This window comes from Pedobacter sp. (genome assembly GCF_031119335.1).
GTDB lineage: Bacteria > Bacteroidota > Bacteroidia > Sphingobacteriales > Sphingobacteriaceae > Pedobacter.
In genome coordinates this window covers 197,111-215,620 of sequence record NZ_JAVHXT010000004.1, presented here as the reverse complement: position 1 = coordinate 215,620, position 18,510 = coordinate 197,111, and the positions used below count along the sequence as shown (strand labels likewise).

Here is an 18,510-nt window from a genome sequence, read left to right as displayed (position 1 = left end):
TTGTTTACATTAATTAAAAACCAACCGATGCGCCAACCATGATGGTTCGGGGCTGCGGATATACGCCTTTATCTATACCTAAACCTAAAGCACCACCAGATACCTCGGGATCGAAACCAGTATATTTAGTTAGTACAAAAAGGTTCGTTCCTGTAGCATACAACCTTATCTTATCCAGTTTGGCTACCTTAATATTTCGGAAAGTATAGCCTATAGAAGCATTGCGCAGTCTTAGGTACGATCCATTTTCTAAAAAGAAAGTAGAAGGGTTGGCAAAATTTCCGTTTAAATCTCCAGCAGCTATTCTTGGGTAAGAATTGGTGGTTCCCTCACCGTGCCAGCGGTTAATAATTTCAACCGGAAAGTTTGCGGTAGGTAAGTCCCATCTGTGCAGGCTGTTGAATATTTGATGTCCCGCCAAACCATTAAAAAATACGTTCACATCAAAGTTGCCGTAACGGGCCGTAAAATTGAACCCATAGTTGTATTTGGGATGTGGCGAGCCTACCATAGAGCGGTCGCGGCTATCAATTATGCCGTCTCCATTCAAATCCTTATACATGATATCGCCAGGTACGGCATTGGGCTGTATCAAGTTGCCGCTTGACCCCCTGTAGTTATTGATTTGTGCCTGGTTCTGAAAAATGCCATCCATAGTGTACATCCAGAAATAGCCTAGTGGAAATCCTGCTTCCATACGAGCAATATCACCCATTTGGTTGTTGGCATTTCCGCCAGTAATGTAACCATTGGTATTGCCCACATGGGTTACCTTGTTGTTATTGTAAGCACCATTTATATTGGCTTCTATATATAGTTTTCCAAAATCTTTTTGATAGCCTAGTGAAAGTTCTATCCCCTTGTTCAACACATTTCCTGCATTTCCAAATGGAGCGCCATTACCCACATAAAATGGAATAGGAACTCTTAATAATAGGTCTTTGGTTGCTTTGCGGTATAGGTCAAGAGTTACTCTAAAATTTTTGAATAATTCTGCATCTACACCAATGTTGGCTTGTTCTGAAGTTTCCCATTTTAAATCTGGATTTGAAACTCCTGCCGGAGAGGCTCCAATTTGCTGAGCGTCGGCTCCGAAGTAGTAGTTGCGGGCATAGGTACTAATGGTAGATACGAAAGCGTAATCACCAATTTGGTCGCTACCGGTTCTGCCCCAGCTTGCTCTAACTTTCAGCGAGTTTACGAAACGCACATTTTCCAAGAACTTCTCACGGTGAGCATTCCAGCCGGCAGAAATAGAAGGGAAGTAGCCAAATTTGTTGTTTTTCCCAAACCTAAATGAGCCATCAGCCCTATAGGTTGCTGTCATCATGTACTTGTTGTCAAAATCATAAGTTGCCCTGCTGAAATACGACACCAATCCAGAGTGCCAAGCACCACCAGAGGCAGCTGCGCTGGTATTGTCTTTAGCTAAATCTAAATAAGCATATTCGGGATCATCATATAATAAGCCATTTTTTGAGGCTGATACGTTGGTGCCTCGTCCAGTATTTAATGTGTTTCCCAACATTACAGAGAAAGAGTGGATTTTTACCTTTTTGCTATAGATTAGGGTGTTCTCCAAGTTCAAATCCCTGCTTTCGGACATAGACTTACTTGTGCCTGTTGCCACTGTTCTATTGGTAGAGTTGAGATAATAAATAGGCGTATATCCTCTCGATTCGTTGTATTGCAGTGCTAAACCTAAACTGCTTTTGAACTTCAGGTCGCTAATGATTTCTACTTCGGCAAAAGCATCTGCATTTAATCTGGTGTACCCCGATGAGCCATTTGTGTAATAAATTCTGGCTATAGGATTCACGATTTCCTGCGATACATAACGGGAGATAGCAAAAGTTCCGTCATCATTCATTACTGGCGTAACAGGATCCATGTTAATGGCGCTTAATATAGGCCCAGAGTTACCACTATTGGTAGCAATAGCCGCTCTTTTTACGTTGGTGACGTTTAGGTTAATGCCCGTATTTAAAATGCCTTCTATTACATTTTGTTTGGTATTTATACGCCCTGTATACCTGTCAAAATCTGACTTGTCTTTAGCCAAAGTTCCCGATTGTGAGAAGTATGAAAATGATGAGCTATAAGTGTTTTTCGGAGATCCTCCAGAAAGAGAGACCTGATGGTTTTGTATAGGTGCATTAAGATAGGAAATTTCTCGTTGCCAATTTGTTCCAGCACCCATTTTGTTGATTTCAGTTTCAGAAAAAGGAAGAGCTAAGTTAGAATTGAAATGAAGCTCGTTCTGGATGCGAGCATATTGCGTAGCATCTAGAACATCAATATACTTTCTGATATTTTGAAATCCCCTATAGTACTCGTAATCGAGTTTGCTTTTGCCAGCCTTACCAGATTTGGTAGTAATAATCACTACCCCGTTAGCTCCACGGGCACCATATATCGCCGCCGAAGCCGCATCTTTTAGTACTTCCATAGTTTCGATGTCGCGAGGGTTAACCGCTTCTAAATCTCCTCTAGGAAATCCATCTACAATAAACAGAGGGTCATTAGAGCCATTGGTGCCAACTCCTCTAATACGGATGCTTACTCCAGCACCTGGCTGGCCGCTATTCATCATTACGGTTACGCCTGGGCTTTTTCCCTGCAAGGCCTGATCTGCCCGCATTATACCGGGAACTTCTAAATCTTTTGTGGTAATGGATGATATGGCACCAGTAACCAAGCTTTTCTTTTGTACGCCGTAACCTACTACAACTACACCGCTTAAGGTTTGTACATCTTTTGATAGGAGGATATTTAATTCGCCCTCGTCTTTTAATGCTACTTCTTTTGCTTTCATACCAATGGCAGAAAATGTTAGCGTAGCCGATTGAGCTGCTTTAATAGTGAATTTTCCATCACTATCGGTAATAGTAGCATTGTTAGTGCCTTTTACTTTTACAACTGCTCCGGGGATGGTAGAATTATCTTCTACATCTCGTACTACCCCTTTAATTGATACTTGTGCTTGTGCATTTACAAAATTGCACCAAAAACAGAGTACCAAAACGAGGTAATAAAATGGTGTAAATTTTATTGTCATAAATTATCTGGTTTATTTGGTTCGTGTTTGTTGTTCGGTGTTAAGCCCCAAGGCTTTGATGTATCCACTGTTGGGAATACTGTTTTTATATTTGATGTTTTCTAGATACTGCGCTAAAATCTCTTTTACTTCGGCTCTGTTTATTTTAATCTCTCTCATCTCTTTATAAGAACCACGGTTGTTCTCAGCATAATCGATAATGGTTTGGTAATTGTTTGGAAGTGGGATAGAAATGATATTTTTTGGATTATCTAATTTCTTGTAAGGCCAAAAATGCCATCCAATATTATTTTTTTCTAGAAGGGTCCTAAATTCATTAACCCATTCATCAGTGTTTTCTCCGGTTTCGCCTATATAAATTGGGACGTTGTATTTTTCTCTGAACTCTATAAAACGCTTAATAGAGGCGTAATTAGGCTGATCTCCATATTTGTGAAAAGTGTATACGGCTTTTTGGTCAAATGGTTCCGAAAAGATATTGAAATTGGTATTCCATTGTGCCCCACCATAAAAAATGATATGATTTTTATCTACGCTTCTAATTGCGGTTGTCAGTTTTCTATAGAGTGGTTCAATTAGTGCATTTAAGGTTTTGGTATCAAAGTAGTGCGCTACCGGCTCGTTTAACAGATCATAGCCCATAACGGTGGGTTCTTTTGCATACCTTTTTGCTATTTTGGTCCAAATTTCTATCGCCAACTGTTGGTTTTGTTCATTCTCAAATAAAAATGGATATCCGTAGCTGTCGTCAATGTTGTCGCCAGTTTGACCGCCGGGAGCGCAGTGCATATCTAAAATCACATAAAGACCTTCTGTTTTGCACCAATCAATTACTTTATCCAGAAGCTTAAAGCCTCTGGAAGAATCATTTTGGCCCATGTAGTTTTCAATGGTAAATAACTTATAATTAAAAGGCACCCTAACAGAGTTAACTCCAGTTTTTTTCAGGAATCTGATATCATCTATGGTAATATAATTCTCTAGGAAAGTTGTCCAAAAATCGGCTGCCTCGGCAGGGCCAACCAACTGGCTAATCATATCATGTATTTGAGAGGGAGAATTTGTCTTTTTGAACTTGAACATATATCCCTCCGGTACTAGCCAGTTACCCAGATTAGTTCCTTTGATGAGGAAGGGATTACCATCGGCATCTATGATTTCTTTTCCTTTTACGCCAATAAATTTGTCTTTTGCCTGCAAACTGCTGCAGATTACTACGGATAATATAAATAATAGCTTCTTCATTAAATTATTTTGTTTTGCTTAATTCATCGTAATAGGCCTTTAGTACATAGAAAGCTTTTTTCTTTCTTCCTTGTTGGTCGTAAAGTCCTTTGTTATTCCAACCTTGTTGATAAACGGGATTATTTCTTCTGGGAGATCTAAAGTCGGCCAGTAGCCAGGGAGATATACCTACAAAATTTGAGGGCATTCTTTTGAGCATGGCCACTTGTTCTTTGTAAAACCATTCTTGGAACTCCTCGCTCCATAGCTGGTTTGTTTTGGCATGGTAGCCACCCACAGCTTCGGCTCCTGTTTCGCTTATAAATAGTGGTTTTTTGTAGTGTGTGCCCCAATTGGCGGTTCGGCAGCTTTCGGGCGTGCCTCCGTACCAGCCCAGATACTGGTTAAAAGAGACAATATCTACATATTCGCCAAGTGGGTCATCAATCCATCTCATGTTTTCTTCTGAATGATAGTTCACTTCTAGTGCGGCAGAAACTAAACGTGTGGGGTCCATTTTTCTGGCTTCGTCCAGCAAGCTTTTCATAAAACGGGTTCTTACCTCACTTACGGGAGTTTCATTTCCAACCGACCAAATAATAATGCTGGCTCTGTTTTTGTCCCTGTCTATCATTTCATCTAGCTGTGTTTTTGCTTTGGAGAGCACCTCTTCGCTTTTAAAATCAATAGTCCAATAAACAGGTATTTCCGACCAAACGAGCAGCCCTAACGAATCTGCCAAACGGGTCATTTTCTCATCATGGGGGTAGTGGGCCAACCGCACCATATTACATCCCAATTCTCTTGCCCAGCCCAGTAATTTTTCCGCATCTTTTTGTGTATGCGCCCTTCTTCCTTCTTCTGGTATCTCTGCATGAACGCTTATGCCTCTTAAAAACACCGACTCGCCGTTGAGTAAAATTTTTTCTCCCTGCACCTCGATATTTCTGAACCCTATTTTTTCACTTATTTTATCAGAGGCAGTAGTAATGTTTACCTGATAAAGTTTTGGGTTGGTTAAACTCCATTTTATGAGTTTTGGCGCATTAAAATTGATGATTGCTCTCCCTTCTGAATTTAATCTAAGCTTTTTTGTGATTTTTAATTCAGGTATTTCAATGGTAACCTCGTCATCTAAAGCAGCATTTTTTACATCGATCCAGCCGCGTATTAAATTTGTAGCTACATTTGGTTTTGCCAGTTGTACAAAATAATTGCTAATAAACGTATTTGGTAATTCTACTAATGATACATCTCTAATAATACCTCCATAATTCCACCAATCTGTATTTAATGTTGGTATTTCGTTGGCGTATCTCCTGTTGTCAACCTTTACAACCAAAAAATTATCTTTTTCTTTCAGTAATGAGTCTGTGATTTCAAAATTGAACGGGCTAAAAGAACCTTTGTGCATTCCCAATTTTTTACCGTTGATGTACACATCAGCACGATAACTAACTGCACCAAAATGTAGGTATAGTTTATTGGATTTGCTCGATTTTTGATAGTCGAAGCTTTTCTTATACCAGACAGTGCCTTCATAGTATAGAAATTTATCTGCTTGCGAATTCCAGTCGCCCGGAACATTTAACGTATAGGTATCGTTGTAGCCATGCTCCTTGCGGTCTAGTGAGTGGGCTGGCACATCGGTATTCCAATAGGCTTCTGGATCGTTTTCTGCTCGCTCTTTATATCTGTAGTCGTAAAATCCAGTTTCATAAATATCAATGATGTATTGCCATTTTCCGTTTAGGCTTGTTACTTTTCTGGCAGGGATGTTAGTTAAAAGATCGGCACCGTTGGCTGCTAGTTGCATTAGCCCCAAAACAACCAACAAACACCATTTGGAGTGTAGTTTCCGCGTAATCACAGTTTGTTCGCTTAAGTTTATACTTGGTTAATTGAATAGTGCAACAAATATATCCAACTTAAAAGCATAAAAACAAATAAAAATTACCATAAATAACTGTAAATCAAGTATTTAATTTAAAATTAATACGCATAAATACCACAAGTGTTTTTATGCTTAATTGCTGATTTTCAGCAGTTAAATTATTTTTGATAACTCGTCTTATAAAGATTTTAACACGCCTCATAAATTGGCATATTTTTTTATAGAATTTTGCGTAAAATGGATGATTAAGATGAGAATACTAAAGAAGCTTAACTTTTGCTCAACATATTGTGCTATGTTGAGCTTTCCAGTTTATCGAAATAAGTAAAAAACATTATTTGGCTAGTAGTCTTTGGAAATCTGCCAAGCTCAGCGGGGGACAGAGAATGCTGAGCGAAAAGGTTAACAGAAATTTAACCGTTTTCTTTGACAAGAACCAATTTGCTCCAACCATCTTGTCCAGCATTTTTAAATTCTTGCTTTCGCTCTACCATAAGATTTCGTATTTTATTCAAATTTGCCCAGCAAGTGGCTTGCCTAATGTCTAATATTTCCGAAAGCTTGTAAGATGAGATTTTACCTTTGGTAGTATAAATGATATATACCATATAAAAGGCTTTGTTAAGGGGCATACGACTATTTTGGAACAAGGTGCCATAGATAACAGATTCTTCATAATCGCAAGAGGCACATCGCTTACTATAAGGTTGATGGCCGGTATAATAGCTTGTGTGTTTACACTTTTTACAAGTAAAATTAGTCTGTTCTTTCAGTTCATTTAAGAAACGAAAGCAGGTTTCGTTATCAGGATAAATTTTAATAAATTCTTCATAGCTCATCATTTTCGACATTACCCGAGCTTCGGTAGCAACATTAATATCTTTTTTAAGCTGTGTGTTGTCTATAGACAGGAACTCGTTCATTTTCCTGATTTCTTCGGCTTGCTGTAATAGTTCTTGGTTTTGTGCTGTTATAATTTCTGATTTTTCTCTTACTTCTTTTGTCCGCCGTGCAACAATCTGTTCAAGTTCGGTATTCAGTTTGTCCTTCAATGCCTGTTTTGATTCCAGTTCCTTAATTATGCGGCGTTGAGCCTTCTCTTTTTTCTTTTTTAGCAGGCGAATGTTGTCGCCAATGGCAAAGGTTACAAAAAGCATCTCCATGATTAAACAAAAACTGAGACTATAGAAGTTAATAGGGCCAAATGGCATTTTTCCAATGCCAAGTACCTTAATAATCCTAATTACAATTCCTATCAGGATAAAAGTGTATCCAGCCACAAAAAACCTAGCTGGATAGTAGCCTTTGCGATAGATATAAACACCAGAAAATAGGGCCAATGCTACCGGAATAACTTCGATGATTTTATATACAAAAAGATGTTTGTTGATTAAAAGACAACATATAAAGAAAGCTGTTCGTAAAACGAGGTAGCATACAATTATTTTATCTAATAGAGGCACCTTTTGTTTAAGATGAAGAAACTCTCTGGTAAAAAGCATACTAAAAGTTACAGCGAGGTAAAGAGCTACACCGTAGGCGATTTCGTTCCAGCCAGGATAGCCTGGCCACAAGTACTGAAACCCTGTGCCGTTTGATGATACTTCATATAGACCGATGCTAAAGTTGTACACTACATAATATAGGTATTGTTTTTGTCTAACGGCAACAAACATTACCAAGTTATATAGGCAAAACACCAGTATCATTCCATATAGAAGCCCTAACAATAGATATTCTCTCAGGCCATATTGTATAAACCAATCTATTTTTTTTAAGACCATCATTACAGCGGCAGGCTGTTCTGTTTTAATGGCAATGTAATAAGTTTGGAGGTCTTTAAATTCTCTGTTGACGTTGAGGGTGAAGTTTTTGTGGTGAAATTCTCTGTTTTTAAAGTTTAATTTTGCCCCAAATTTGTGAAGTTCGAAACTGCCTGTTTTGGTTTGCGTATATATCTTAATGTCATCAATGGTTTGGTCGTAAAACTCTAATAAAAATGAACCCGGTTCTTCGGTATTCTTTATTTTTATTTTATACCAGTAGGTAGAATTGCTATGTAAAGCTTTTGGAACAAAGGTTTTACTACCTTTAAAAAGTGGGAGGAATTTCTTGGATGATATTTCCTGTACAGTTAGTTTTCCTGAATTGTCTTCAAACACATCAATTTCATTGTAAGAAAAAATATATTGTTTAACCTCATTATTTAGTTTTACTGGCACTTGTGCATTAGATACCTTAGGCACTAGGAGTATAAATAATAAGATTAAGTAGATAAAAGATTTCAAGATGGTTAGCTTTAACAGTTTACTTGGCTGATAGTTTAACAAATAACTATAAAACAGGAAGGTACCGGCTAGTTTAAGAAAGCAGATGAATGGAGCAGCAAGGTTGTTTAGTTGGATGGTTTGTTAAATACAATTACAAGTATAGTAAAAATGTAAGTTTATATGCTATTTCTTTCCTTCCCATTCTTGATAAAATTGATCAAGGTATGTCAGCATAAAATCGTGACGCTGCTGTGCCATCTGTTTGCCCATATCCGTTTTCATCAAATCTTTTAGTAACAAAAGCTTCTCGTAAAAATGATTGATGGTAGGGGCAGTCGTATTTTTATATTCCTCCTTTGTCATTTGTAGGTTAGCCTTTATTTCGGGATCGTACAGAACCCTATTCTTAAAACCACCATAAGTGAAAGCTCTTGCAATGCCAATGGCGCCAATAGCATCAAGCCTATCTGCATCTTGTACAACATTTAGCTCTTTTGAAAAATAGTTGATTTCTCCCAAGCTAGCTTTATAAGAAAGGTTTTTGATGATGAGCTTTACTTCGTTGATGATGTTGGTTTCAACATCAATGCTTTCTAAAAAATCTCCAGCTTTTTGCGGTCCAATTTCTTCGTCGCCACCGTTGAATTTACTGTCGGCAATGTCATGTAATAGTGCTGCTAAAGCAACTATCAATTCATCGGCTTTTTCGCTAGCGTTAATATGTTGGGCTGTTTTATAAACACGTTCTATGTGGAACCAATCGTGTCCTGCTTCGGCATTGGCAAGTGTTTTTTTAACAAAGTTGATGGTTTGGTCTATGATAAGTTGCATACTGCGAATTTAGCCAAATATCACTCGTTAAAGGATAGAGGTTTTGTAAAAATCGAAGCTTATAACAAAAAAGCTCAGCCTCTAATTTGAGACTGAGCTTTTTAAATACACTATCGCTAACTAAATATTAAATATTAAGCTCTCTTTGATATAATTAATTCGTGTGTGTCTACGTCTAGTAGTTTTGCGATGTGAAATAATCGATCTAGAGTAATTTTGCTATAGCCTAACTCAATTTTGCTGTAAGCATTTTGAGAAATTCCGATTTTAGAGGCTAAATACTCTTGAGAAAAGTTTTTGTACTCACGTACTTTTCTAATTTTTAACGCGATGCGTTGCATCTCTTTTTTATAAGTTTCGTTCATCATGTAGGTAGTTAGTGTATTTGAAGTTAAGCAAATATTTTGCCAATTACAACTTTTTGAATTAGAACCTATACGATTACAACTTTTTATTTAATTATTCAATGTATGATAGAGCACGAGCTATCTTTTGCTTTCGAAAAATAGATTAATAGGGATGTTTTTTGTAGCACGAAAAGATAGCTTAAAAAATTACTGGGTATTTTAGCTACATGCAATGTGTGGAAAAATTGTAACGCAAGCGTATAAATATATCTACTAATATATCAATATAATCCCCAATCATCCTCAATATCATCTTTCTGAAAAAACGAAACCCAATCTTTAAAAAACACTTTAAATTTCTCGATTTCTGCGATGACAATATCTCTATCGGCTTTGCCACATTGATCGTAAAGATAGGCGGCTTTTATCTGCGTTTCTAGTTCTATGGCATTTGTTCTGATAATTGAGGCATTTTCCATACGTATGATATAGATGTCGCCACCTTCGGCACCAATAATTTTGGGTCCTAACATCATGGCGTTCTGCAAAATCAGTTCCTTGGTGCTTTCTGCCATTTCTCCTGTAAGTGTTTCAGAGAAGATGGTTGCATATTTATAAACTTCCCTAGCTTGATTGTAAAGATTTTTAGCACTGAGGTACTTAGGTTTGTTTTTCCAATCTTCTCCCGGCTCTTCGTGTCTAAATTGCCTAAAATCGTCCCACTCGGGCAAGCTATTGAATTTGTCTATATCCATTAGTTTTTTCTTTGTGGGCGCTCGCTTTCTGGTCGTCTGCTGCCGTCATACAATTCATACGTTAACATTCTACAGTCTAGCTTGCCATTATAGAATTCAATTTTGGCATCAGCTTTTAAGCCAATCTTTTTTGCTAAATCAGGATTTCCAGTAAAAATATAACCATGATATCCTTTACATTGCGTTTTCATAAAATCGCCCATGCGCTTATAGGTGAACTCTAATTTGCTGTGCGTTCCCAATCTTTCTCCATACTCTGGGTTAAAAACCACTACACCTTTCCCGCCTTCTGGCACAGGTGTTTCTGCAAAATCACATACCTCAAACTGAATAAGTTGGTCTACGCCAGCTGTCTTCGCATTTTTTCTGCTTACTTCCACCGCATCTTCAGAAAGGTCGGTAGCAATAATTTGTAGGTCGATATTTTTAATGACCTGATCTTTCAATATTCTTCGCTCTGCAAAAAACACTTCCTCATCGTAACCTATAATGTGCATGAAACCGTAATTCATACGATACAGTCCTGGTCTTCGGTTGGTAGCAATTAACGCAGCTTCAATTGCCAAAGTTCCCGAACCGCACATTGGATTAACGAAAGGAGATTTTTTATCCCACTTTGTGGCCATCACAACACTTGCGGCAAGTGCTTCTAGCATAGGTGCTTTGCCCGGAATTTTCCTGTAGCCGTGTTTACTCAAAGTTTCACCACTGGTATCTATAAAAATATCAGCATCGTTATCTTTCCAATATAAATGTACTACAGCTTTATTGGCATCGGAGCCAGAGTTTGGTCTAATGTTTTTCTTGTCTCTAAATCTATCTACAATGGCATCTTTAACTTTTAAGTTGGCAAATAGCGGCGTAGTAATAAATGGATTATCTACGTTAGACGTTACAGAAAAATAGCCCGAAAAATCTATTAACTCTTCCCACTCTAAAGTTACCAGTGCTGCGTAAAGTTCTTCTGGATTTTTTGCCTTAAAACTTTTAAGGCTATATAGAATCTGACTTGCGCAACGCAGGTTCAAATTAAGTTTAATACACTCGTTAAGCGTAATATTCAGTTCAACTCCGGTAGAGAAGGCCCTAACTATGGTATAGCCCAGTTCTTCTACTTCGGCTTGCAGGTAAGTTGATAGTCTTTTATTACAGGTAATGATAACCTTGCTCTTGGTGTGGAAAACTTGTGTCATATGATTTGCGAAGTTATCAATAAAAATATAGAGATTTGGATGGAAGAGAAATAATATAGTACAGACATGGAAATTAAAGGTAAGGTGCACGAAGTAGGTGCAGTACAACAAGTGAGTGAGACGTTTAAAAAACGTGATTTGATTGTAGAATATGCAGAAAACCCAACTTATCCAGAATATATCAGATTTGAGGCGTTGCAAGATAAAACGGCTTTGCTTGATAGTTTAAAAGCTGGAGACGAAGTAGAGGTTTCTTTTAACCTACGCGGTCGCCCGTGGACTAACAAAGATGGTGTAACTTCTTACTTTAACAGTTTAGTGGTTTGGCGTATTACTGCTTTAGCTAATACAGCTGGCGCACCTGCTGCTGCCCCTCAATATGCTGCACCTGCTGATGTAAGTACTGCAGCTGGCGAAGATGATGATTTACCTTTCTAGTATCGCTTTTTAAGAAAACACTTTATAATTTGAAGCCGTCCCGATTACAATCGGGACGGCTTTTTTACGTTGCTATAAGTTAAAAAGTGTTAAAGCATAACCGCTTTTCTTATTGTCTTCGTTAACTTTGGGTAAGTAGGAAATGAAAAAGAGGAGCCTTTGGATCATAACCGCTTTAATGACCTTTGCGTTATTGGGCGTTTTTGTAATGCAGATGTATTACATTAGGGAATCGTACAATCTAAAATCCCAGCTTTTCGAGCAAAACGTAAATCAGGCGCTAACGGCTGTTGTAAACAAAATACAGAAGAAAAATGTAATTAGCCGTATCAACAGAAAAGACGACGAGTTTAAAGCTTTAGAGGTTAGTAATATTCGTAGTAAAACAGATAGCATTGTAGCTTTTAAAGAGCGTTACAAGGAAAACAAGATGCGCAGGAGGCTTAAACAGCAGCAACAGATCTTGCAATACCTTAACGAACAAGACAGTATCATTCATAGCAATTACCTCCAGCCACAAATTATTAGTGAAGAAGATTACGCAATCTTATCAAATCCAAATCCTAATAACAATACGTTGACTTATAACATTAATGAGACAAGGAGTAGTAAAGATGGCAAGGTACTGAGCATGCAGCTTTCTTCTAATTTTACGAAGAGACGTCCAGTTATTAAGCTAGATAAATTGCCGGATTCGATCATCTACTTGGCCATTAATCCGTCGGACTTAAGGCCGCAATTTATCATTTTGCCAACTATTGATCCCGATACAAAAGTTAAATATAAAATTGAAGATGCAAAGGCCGAACATAGCTATAGGATAGAATTGGAAAGGCTTTATGCAGATACGGTAAATTTATTTGCCAATGGTAGAGACGTGATGCTATTGCAAGATGTAGCAAAGGAAATGGCTAATAAAGATGTGCCATTGGAAGATAGGATGCCAAGCCAAGAAACGGTAGATACTTTGATTAAAAAAGAACTGCTGAGTAAAAACATCGATCTGGATTATCAATATTGGGTAACGCCATCTAAAAGTACAGGCAAAATAATTTATCAGAATGTTTCACAAACAATAGGAAATGTATTGCCTAAAAATACTTTTAGCAAGGTTATTTTTAGCAATAACCTAATGATTAAAGATCCGGGGATGTTATATGTGAGTTTCCCTAATAAGAACTCGCTTATCTTTAATACGATGTTTGCGATGTTGGCCTCTTCAGTAGGTTTGCTGTTGGTGTTGGTTTCAATTTTCGCCTACACCATTTACGCTATCATCCGCCAGAAAAAACTGTCTGAAATGAAAACAGACTTCATTAACAACATGACACACGAGTTTAAAACTCCAGTAGCTACCATCATGATTGCAAGTGAAGCTTTAAAAGATCCAGATTTAACACCTGATAAGGCAAGGGTAAACCGTTTGGCAGGTATCATTTACGATGAAAATGTGCGTCTTGGAAATCATATTGAGCGAGTTTTAAGTGTGGCCAAGCTCGATAAAAAAGAATTAAAATTGGAGCGTAAGCCAGTAGCAATGAACGAACTAATTTCTCTAGTTGTTGACAGCATGAGTTTGCAATTGCAGAAGAAAGATGCCGAAATATCGCTAGATCTAATCGCTAGTCCAGATGTTGTAATAGGAGACGAATTACACTTATCCAATCTAGTTTACAATTTGATTGACAATGCTAATAAATATAGTCCTGTTAAGCCAATAATTGCCATTAAAACGAAAAATTATGCAAATGGCGTCTGTGTAGAGGTGAGCGACAAAGGAATTGGGATGACCAAAGAGCAAACTAAAAGGATATTTGATCAGTTTTATAGAGTGCCTACCGGAAACTTACATGATGTGAAAGGCTTCGGTTTAGGTTTAAGTTACGTACACGATATTATAGAGCAAATGAACGGAACCATCAAAGTGAATAGTGAGAAAGATAATGGCACCACTTTTTTAATCTATTTACCATTTAAATTAAGCAATTGATATGAAGAAAATACTGTTGGTTGAAGACGATCCGAATTTAGGCTTATTGCTACAAGATTATTTGCAGATTAAGGGAAACTTTGAAGTGGTGTTGTGCACCGATGGCGATGAAGGTTTAAAGGCTTTTGGCAAGCAGGCTTTCGATATTTGCATTTTAGATGTGATGATGCCTAAAAAAGACGGTTTCACTTTAGGCAAAGAAATCAGAAAAATTGACCAACAGGTGCCAATTATTTTCGCAACTGCAAAGTCGATGATGGAAGATAAATCATTAGCTTATGACTTAGGTGGCGATGATTACATTACCAAACCATTTCGAATTGAAGAACTGTTATTACGTATCAACGCTTTGCTAAAAAGGGTTTCTGCTGCACAATCGCCTCAGGAAGAAGAGCCAAAGCAGTTCGAAATTGGTAGCTATACTTTTGATTATACTACACAACTTATTCATTACAGTGGTTCTCAGCAAAAACTTTCTACCAAAGAGGCAGAGCTCTTGCGTTTGCTTTGTTTAAAAAAGAATAGTGTACTTACAAGAGAGGAAGCATTGATTAGCATTTGGCACGACGATAACTATTTCAACGGTCGTAGTATGGATGTTTTTCTAAGTAAACTGCGTAAGTACTTAAAAGAAGATCCGAATGTGGAAATTATCAATGTTCATGGTAAAGGATATAAATTGGTAGTGAATTGATAGTTTCGGTTAATCGGTTAATCGTGTATTTGGTTAACTGCTAGAGGTCCGAATTAATCGCTATACTCCAGTAAATAAAAATCGGTTAATCGCTAGTCAAAGCAATTAACCGATTTCAACGTTTCAAACGGTTAAACCATCAAAGCATTGTCCATTTAAAGGTCTGTTGGGCAGTTTTTCCCCAGCCTTTCAGAGCGCCCTTCAAAATATCAAACAGTTGTTTATTATTTACAGCCTTTCCTTTAGTAGGAATTTTGAGCTTGTCTTCGCTAACAGGAACATCAGTTACAGAGGTTGCAAACCAAGTAACGTGCTCGTGTGGTAGGGCTAAACCTAATATCATTCCAGGTAAACCTGTAAACGACTCCGGCCCTCCGCTAACAGCAATTTCCTCTGTGTAAAAAGCAACAACATAAACAGAATCCATTACCAGAGCATTTGCTCTGCGACAATTGTAGCCCGCTACGTTTCTAAATTCGTCGGTTATTTTCCAGTTAATTTTTCTGGTACTATCGCTTACCATATAAGTTTCATCGTACACCTTTTTTTGCGTTTTACTGGTCGCAGTACCTAAATCAGTCAAGATGTTGTTGGCTTGCTGAAATTGTATAAGATTAGAAAACCAAGCGTTAGAGGATGCGATAGCTTCTTCTTCGGGAATGAAAGCGGTCTTATCGTTAGAAAAGTGCAGCTTGCTTTTCGCGGTCTTAAATTGTGGGTTATTTTTTTGATAGTTGTCAAACATTTGTAAGTAGAAACTATCCTCGCCCCAAATTTTAATTTGCTCCTTAATTAGTGCATAGGCGTTCACTCTTTTCTCAAATTCAATAGTTCCCTGAGTTACGAAACGAGCATGTTGTGCATTTGAGTTAAGGCTAACTATCAATAAATATGCACTTATGATATATTTTAAAGTCTTCATTTTTCTAGAGAATTAAATTAGTTTGCTTTTGGTGCTCCGCCGCCCATTTTGTTGAAATCCCAAATTAAAGAGAACATGAAGTAACGGGCAATATTGTTAAAGCTGGTTTGCGTAATTGAGTTTGCCGAAGCAGATCTTCTAAAACCTACGTTTTGGTTCAATAAATCGTTAGCGCTGAGCATCACTTTGAAGCTTTCTTGTTTAAAAAATGCCTTAGTTACAGAAGCGTTGATTAGCAAACGCTCAAAACTCTCGTCAAATGCTGCAGAGCTAGGTTGATAGTTATATTCAGATTCTGATCCTATAGAGAATTTTCCTGGCAACTTGGCATTCAAATAAACGTTACCTCTATAACCCCAACCTTTATTGTTAATGGCCTTTTGTAATGATGCTTCTTGTGCATTATAACTAGGTCCAAATGATAAATAGAACTGATTTTTTTCGCCGTAGCTATTTATGCTTATTGCTGGAGTGATACTTTGACTGTTGGTGGCATTTAAATCTCCGTTTACGTAGTTATAAAATCGAGAGCCGTTAACATCTAGGTTTAAACCAATATTCAGGTTTCCTAAAGCCGGAATTTTTCTAGAATATCCGGCGTATGCAAAGTAGTTAAATGGCAGCTCATCATCTAAATTAACAGATTTAAACGTTGTTTTACCCCCAGCATCGGTAGTATTATTGCTTACAATTTGGTTGTTGGTGAAGTTGAAACTTCCACTAACATAAAAATTCTGGTTGGTTATTACTTTATAGGTATTGTATCTGATGTTGAATCTGTTATTATAAGCAGGTTTAAGCTGGTCGTTACCTTCTACAATGTTCAAAGGGTCATCATTCATTCTAACTGGTTGTAATTGATTTACAGAGGGCTGAGTGTTTGAACCATTATAACTAATACTGAAAGATTTTTGAGCCGAAAATCTGTACTGATAGGATGCTTGCGGCAACCAATTGATAAAATTACGTTTAAAGCGTTGGTTCGAATAAACTTCAGTTTGGTCGAAATTAATAAAGCTTGTTTTTGTACCAACATTAACTATCGTTTTTCCTTTTTTGTAGTTAAAGATGGCTCCAACTTGGTTCAATAGTTGATCTGCTTCGAAGTTATTACTAAATTCTGGATTGATCTGGTCATAAATATTTGATGGAGAGGCATCGTAAGTAACACGGTCTGCTTTATTTGTAGTGTAGGTTAGTCCGTAGCTGGCAACAAGGTTAAGAAATTTCGATAAAGGCTCATTATAGGTGATGTTTGATGATAATCTGTTTGTTAATATATCATTTTCTTTAAGCTGATCGATGTTTTCTCTACTTCTCAAGGTTTCATCTTCATTGAAAAACTCATTTGTAGCCCTTAAAAAGCCTTGACTAGTTGTTTTGTTGTAAGCCTGACTAAGGTTAACCGAATAGTTTCTTCCAGCTTTTTTAAGTTTTTTGGTATAAAAAGCACTTAAATTAAATAGTTGTTGCTTACTCTCATTGTCGGTATTCCTATCCGATGTATTTAACAATGAATTATCACCTCTACGCCCTACAGAGTTATTAGTGACGTTACTTTCCGAGTTTCTCAGGGTTCCATCAATTACCACTTTTAAATTTGAACTAGTATCTAGTTTGATGTTGTAAGTAGCATCTATTTTTTGCCTAAACATATCGTTTTCGGTAGTTTCATCGCTATTGGTGTTAAAAATAGCATCTGGAAGGTTTTGCTGTCTCAGCGTGTTTTTTCTGATATTAACATTTAATGATCCTGCTTTATAGTTGGTGTTGATACTTTCCTTGTCCTTATTCCATTTGTTTTCGTAATGTATACCACCGTTATGTGCAATAGGAATACCCTCGCCCCAGTATCTGCCACCACCGTCCAATTCATCTCCGCTCGACATGAAAATCATTCCGTCATCTGTTACTTGCATAGCACCACTGGTGCCATATTTATCGGCATCGTCCCAGTTTAAGCCAGTTTTTCCGGTATTACTAGACGTAAAATAAGCCGCAATTTTTTCTTTGTTCTTAAACTTGTTGATCATGGCTTGTATCTGATAAAAATCATCAGTGCCGTAGCCAGCATCTACCTTACCGAAATAGCCTTGCTTTTTATCTTCCTTCAGTACAATGTTTAATGTTTGTGCTTTCTGTCCGTCATCAACGCCAGTAAATGCCGCCTGATCGCTAGATTTTTCAAACAACTGTACTTTATCGACCATATCGGCCCTCAAATTTTTGGTCACTAAGGTTGGATCGTCTCCGAAAAACTCTTCGCCATCAACCAGAACCTTTTCTACCGTTTTTCCTTGTGCAGTGATTTTTCCTTGTGCATCAACCGTTACACCTGGGAACTTCTTCAATAAATCTTCTACACGATCATTAGGTTGTATTTTGTAGGCAGCAGCATTAAATTCGGTGGTGTCTCCTTTAATTTTGATGGCAGCAGCCTGACCTTTAATAATTACCTCATTAAGGAGTTTGGCCTTCGTTTTCATATCAATCGCATTAAAATCGATTGAATTATTAACGGAATCCAAGCTGAACTTATTTACAAAATCTGCGTATTCTGGATAGGTAACTAAAAGAATAAAATCTCCTTTTTTCATGTTCTGGAAAGAGAAGTTTCCATCTTGAGCTGCTCTAGTAAATTTGTAAAGCGTAGAGTCTTTAGCGTTTAGAACACTAACAGTTGCGTTGTGTAATTTAGCATTGGAAGAAATGTCTATAATAGCTCCCTTTACCGAATTGCTTTGAGAATATGCTGAATAAGAAAACAGCAGGGCTGCTATAAACGAGAGTAACGTTCTTTTCATTAATAATTAATGTTTGGTATGCGCTAAAGATATAAACTAAAACCTTAGTTGGCAACTAAAAATGCTTTATTTAACATTTTTAACACAGTT

At 37.4% G+C, this 18,510-nt stretch carries 13 protein-coding genes; 3 read left to right on the top strand and 10 right to left on the bottom strand.

The window, feature by feature from the left end; genetic code table 11:
• Positions 1-13: 13 nt before the first annotated feature.
• The 8 genes from REI64_RS06465 to REI64_RS06430 form a co-directional block, all read right to left on the bottom strand.
• Entirely contained in the window at positions 14-3,058 is a 3,045-nt protein-coding gene (locus tag REI64_RS06465; protein ID WP_308849292.1) for a TonB-dependent receptor, read from the bottom strand.
• A 12-nt stretch (positions 3,059-3,070) separates the two neighbouring features.
• Complete coding sequence (locus REI64_RS06460; protein WP_308849291.1) at positions 3,071-4,303, bottom strand: cellulase family glycosylhydrolase; 1,233 nt, start codon at positions 4,301-4,303, stop codon at positions 3,071-3,073.
• A 4-nt stretch (positions 4,304-4,307) separates the two neighbouring features.
• Positions 4,308-6,098 carry a glycoside hydrolase family 2 TIM barrel-domain containing protein gene (locus tag REI64_RS06455; protein WP_308849290.1) on the bottom strand — a complete coding sequence of 597 codons (1,791 nt, stop codon included), beginning with the start codon at positions 6,096-6,098 and terminating at the stop codon, positions 4,308-4,310.
• 491 nt (positions 6,099-6,589) lie between these two features.
• Complete coding sequence (locus REI64_RS06450; protein ID WP_308849289.1) at positions 6,590-8,464, bottom strand: 7TM diverse intracellular signaling domain-containing protein; 1,875 nt, start codon at positions 8,462-8,464, stop codon at positions 6,590-6,592.
• A 165-nt stretch (positions 8,465-8,629) separates the two neighbouring features.
• Entirely contained in the window at positions 8,630-9,277 is a 648-nt protein-coding gene (locus tag REI64_RS06445) for an HD domain-containing protein (RefSeq protein WP_308849288.1), read from the bottom strand.
• Between the two features lie 134 nt (positions 9,278-9,411).
• Positions 9,412-9,642: a helix-turn-helix transcriptional regulator gene (locus REI64_RS06440; protein WP_308849287.1), complete on the bottom strand. Its 231-nt coding sequence runs from the start codon at positions 9,640-9,642 to the stop codon at positions 9,412-9,414.
• 263 nt (positions 9,643-9,905) lie between these two features.
• Positions 9,906-10,379, bottom strand: coding sequence for a hypothetical protein (locus tag REI64_RS06435; RefSeq protein WP_308849286.1), 474 nt, complete (start codon positions 10,377-10,379; stop codon positions 9,906-9,908).
• Positions 10,379-11,572, bottom strand: a complete 1,194-nt coding sequence (locus REI64_RS06430) for a THUMP domain-containing protein (protein ID WP_308849285.1) — start codon at positions 11,570-11,572, stop codon at positions 10,379-10,381. Before REI64_RS06430 ends, REI64_RS06435 begins: the two co-directional genes overlap by 1 nt.
• A gap of 66 nt (positions 11,573-11,638) precedes the next feature.
• Between REI64_RS06430 and REI64_RS06425 the strand changes: the two genes are divergently transcribed.
• The 3 genes from REI64_RS06425 (at position 11,639) to REI64_RS06415 (ending at position 14,694) form a co-directional block, all read left to right on the top strand.
• Complete coding sequence (locus tag REI64_RS06425; protein WP_308849284.1) at positions 11,639-12,010, top strand: DUF3127 domain-containing protein; 372 nt, start codon at positions 11,639-11,641, stop codon at positions 12,008-12,010.
• A 178-nt stretch (positions 12,011-12,188) separates the two neighbouring features.
• The gene (locus tag REI64_RS06420) at positions 12,189-14,000 is read left to right on the top strand and encodes a HAMP domain-containing sensor histidine kinase (protein WP_308849283.1); all 1,812 of its coding nucleotides are present in this window, start codon (positions 12,189-12,191) and stop codon (positions 13,998-14,000) included.
• 1 nt (position 14,001) lies between these two features.
• Complete coding sequence (locus REI64_RS06415; RefSeq protein ID WP_308849282.1) at positions 14,002-14,694, top strand: response regulator transcription factor; 693 nt, start codon at positions 14,002-14,004, stop codon at positions 14,692-14,694.
• 139 nt (positions 14,695-14,833) lie between these two features.
• On the opposite strand, the gene REI64_RS06410 is transcribed toward REI64_RS06415, so the two are convergent.
• Both REI64_RS06410 and REI64_RS06405 read right to left on the bottom strand, forming a co-directional pair.
• Positions 14,834-15,616 carry a GLPGLI family protein gene (locus tag REI64_RS06410; RefSeq protein ID WP_308849281.1) on the bottom strand — a complete coding sequence of 261 codons (783 nt, stop codon included), beginning with the start codon at positions 15,614-15,616 and terminating at the stop codon, positions 14,834-14,836.
• A 17-nt stretch (positions 15,617-15,633) separates the two neighbouring features.
• Complete coding sequence (locus tag REI64_RS06405) at positions 15,634-18,420, bottom strand: outer membrane beta-barrel protein (RefSeq protein WP_308849280.1); 2,787 nt, start codon at positions 18,418-18,420, stop codon at positions 15,634-15,636.
• Between the last annotated feature and the right edge of the window lie 90 nt (positions 18,421-18,510).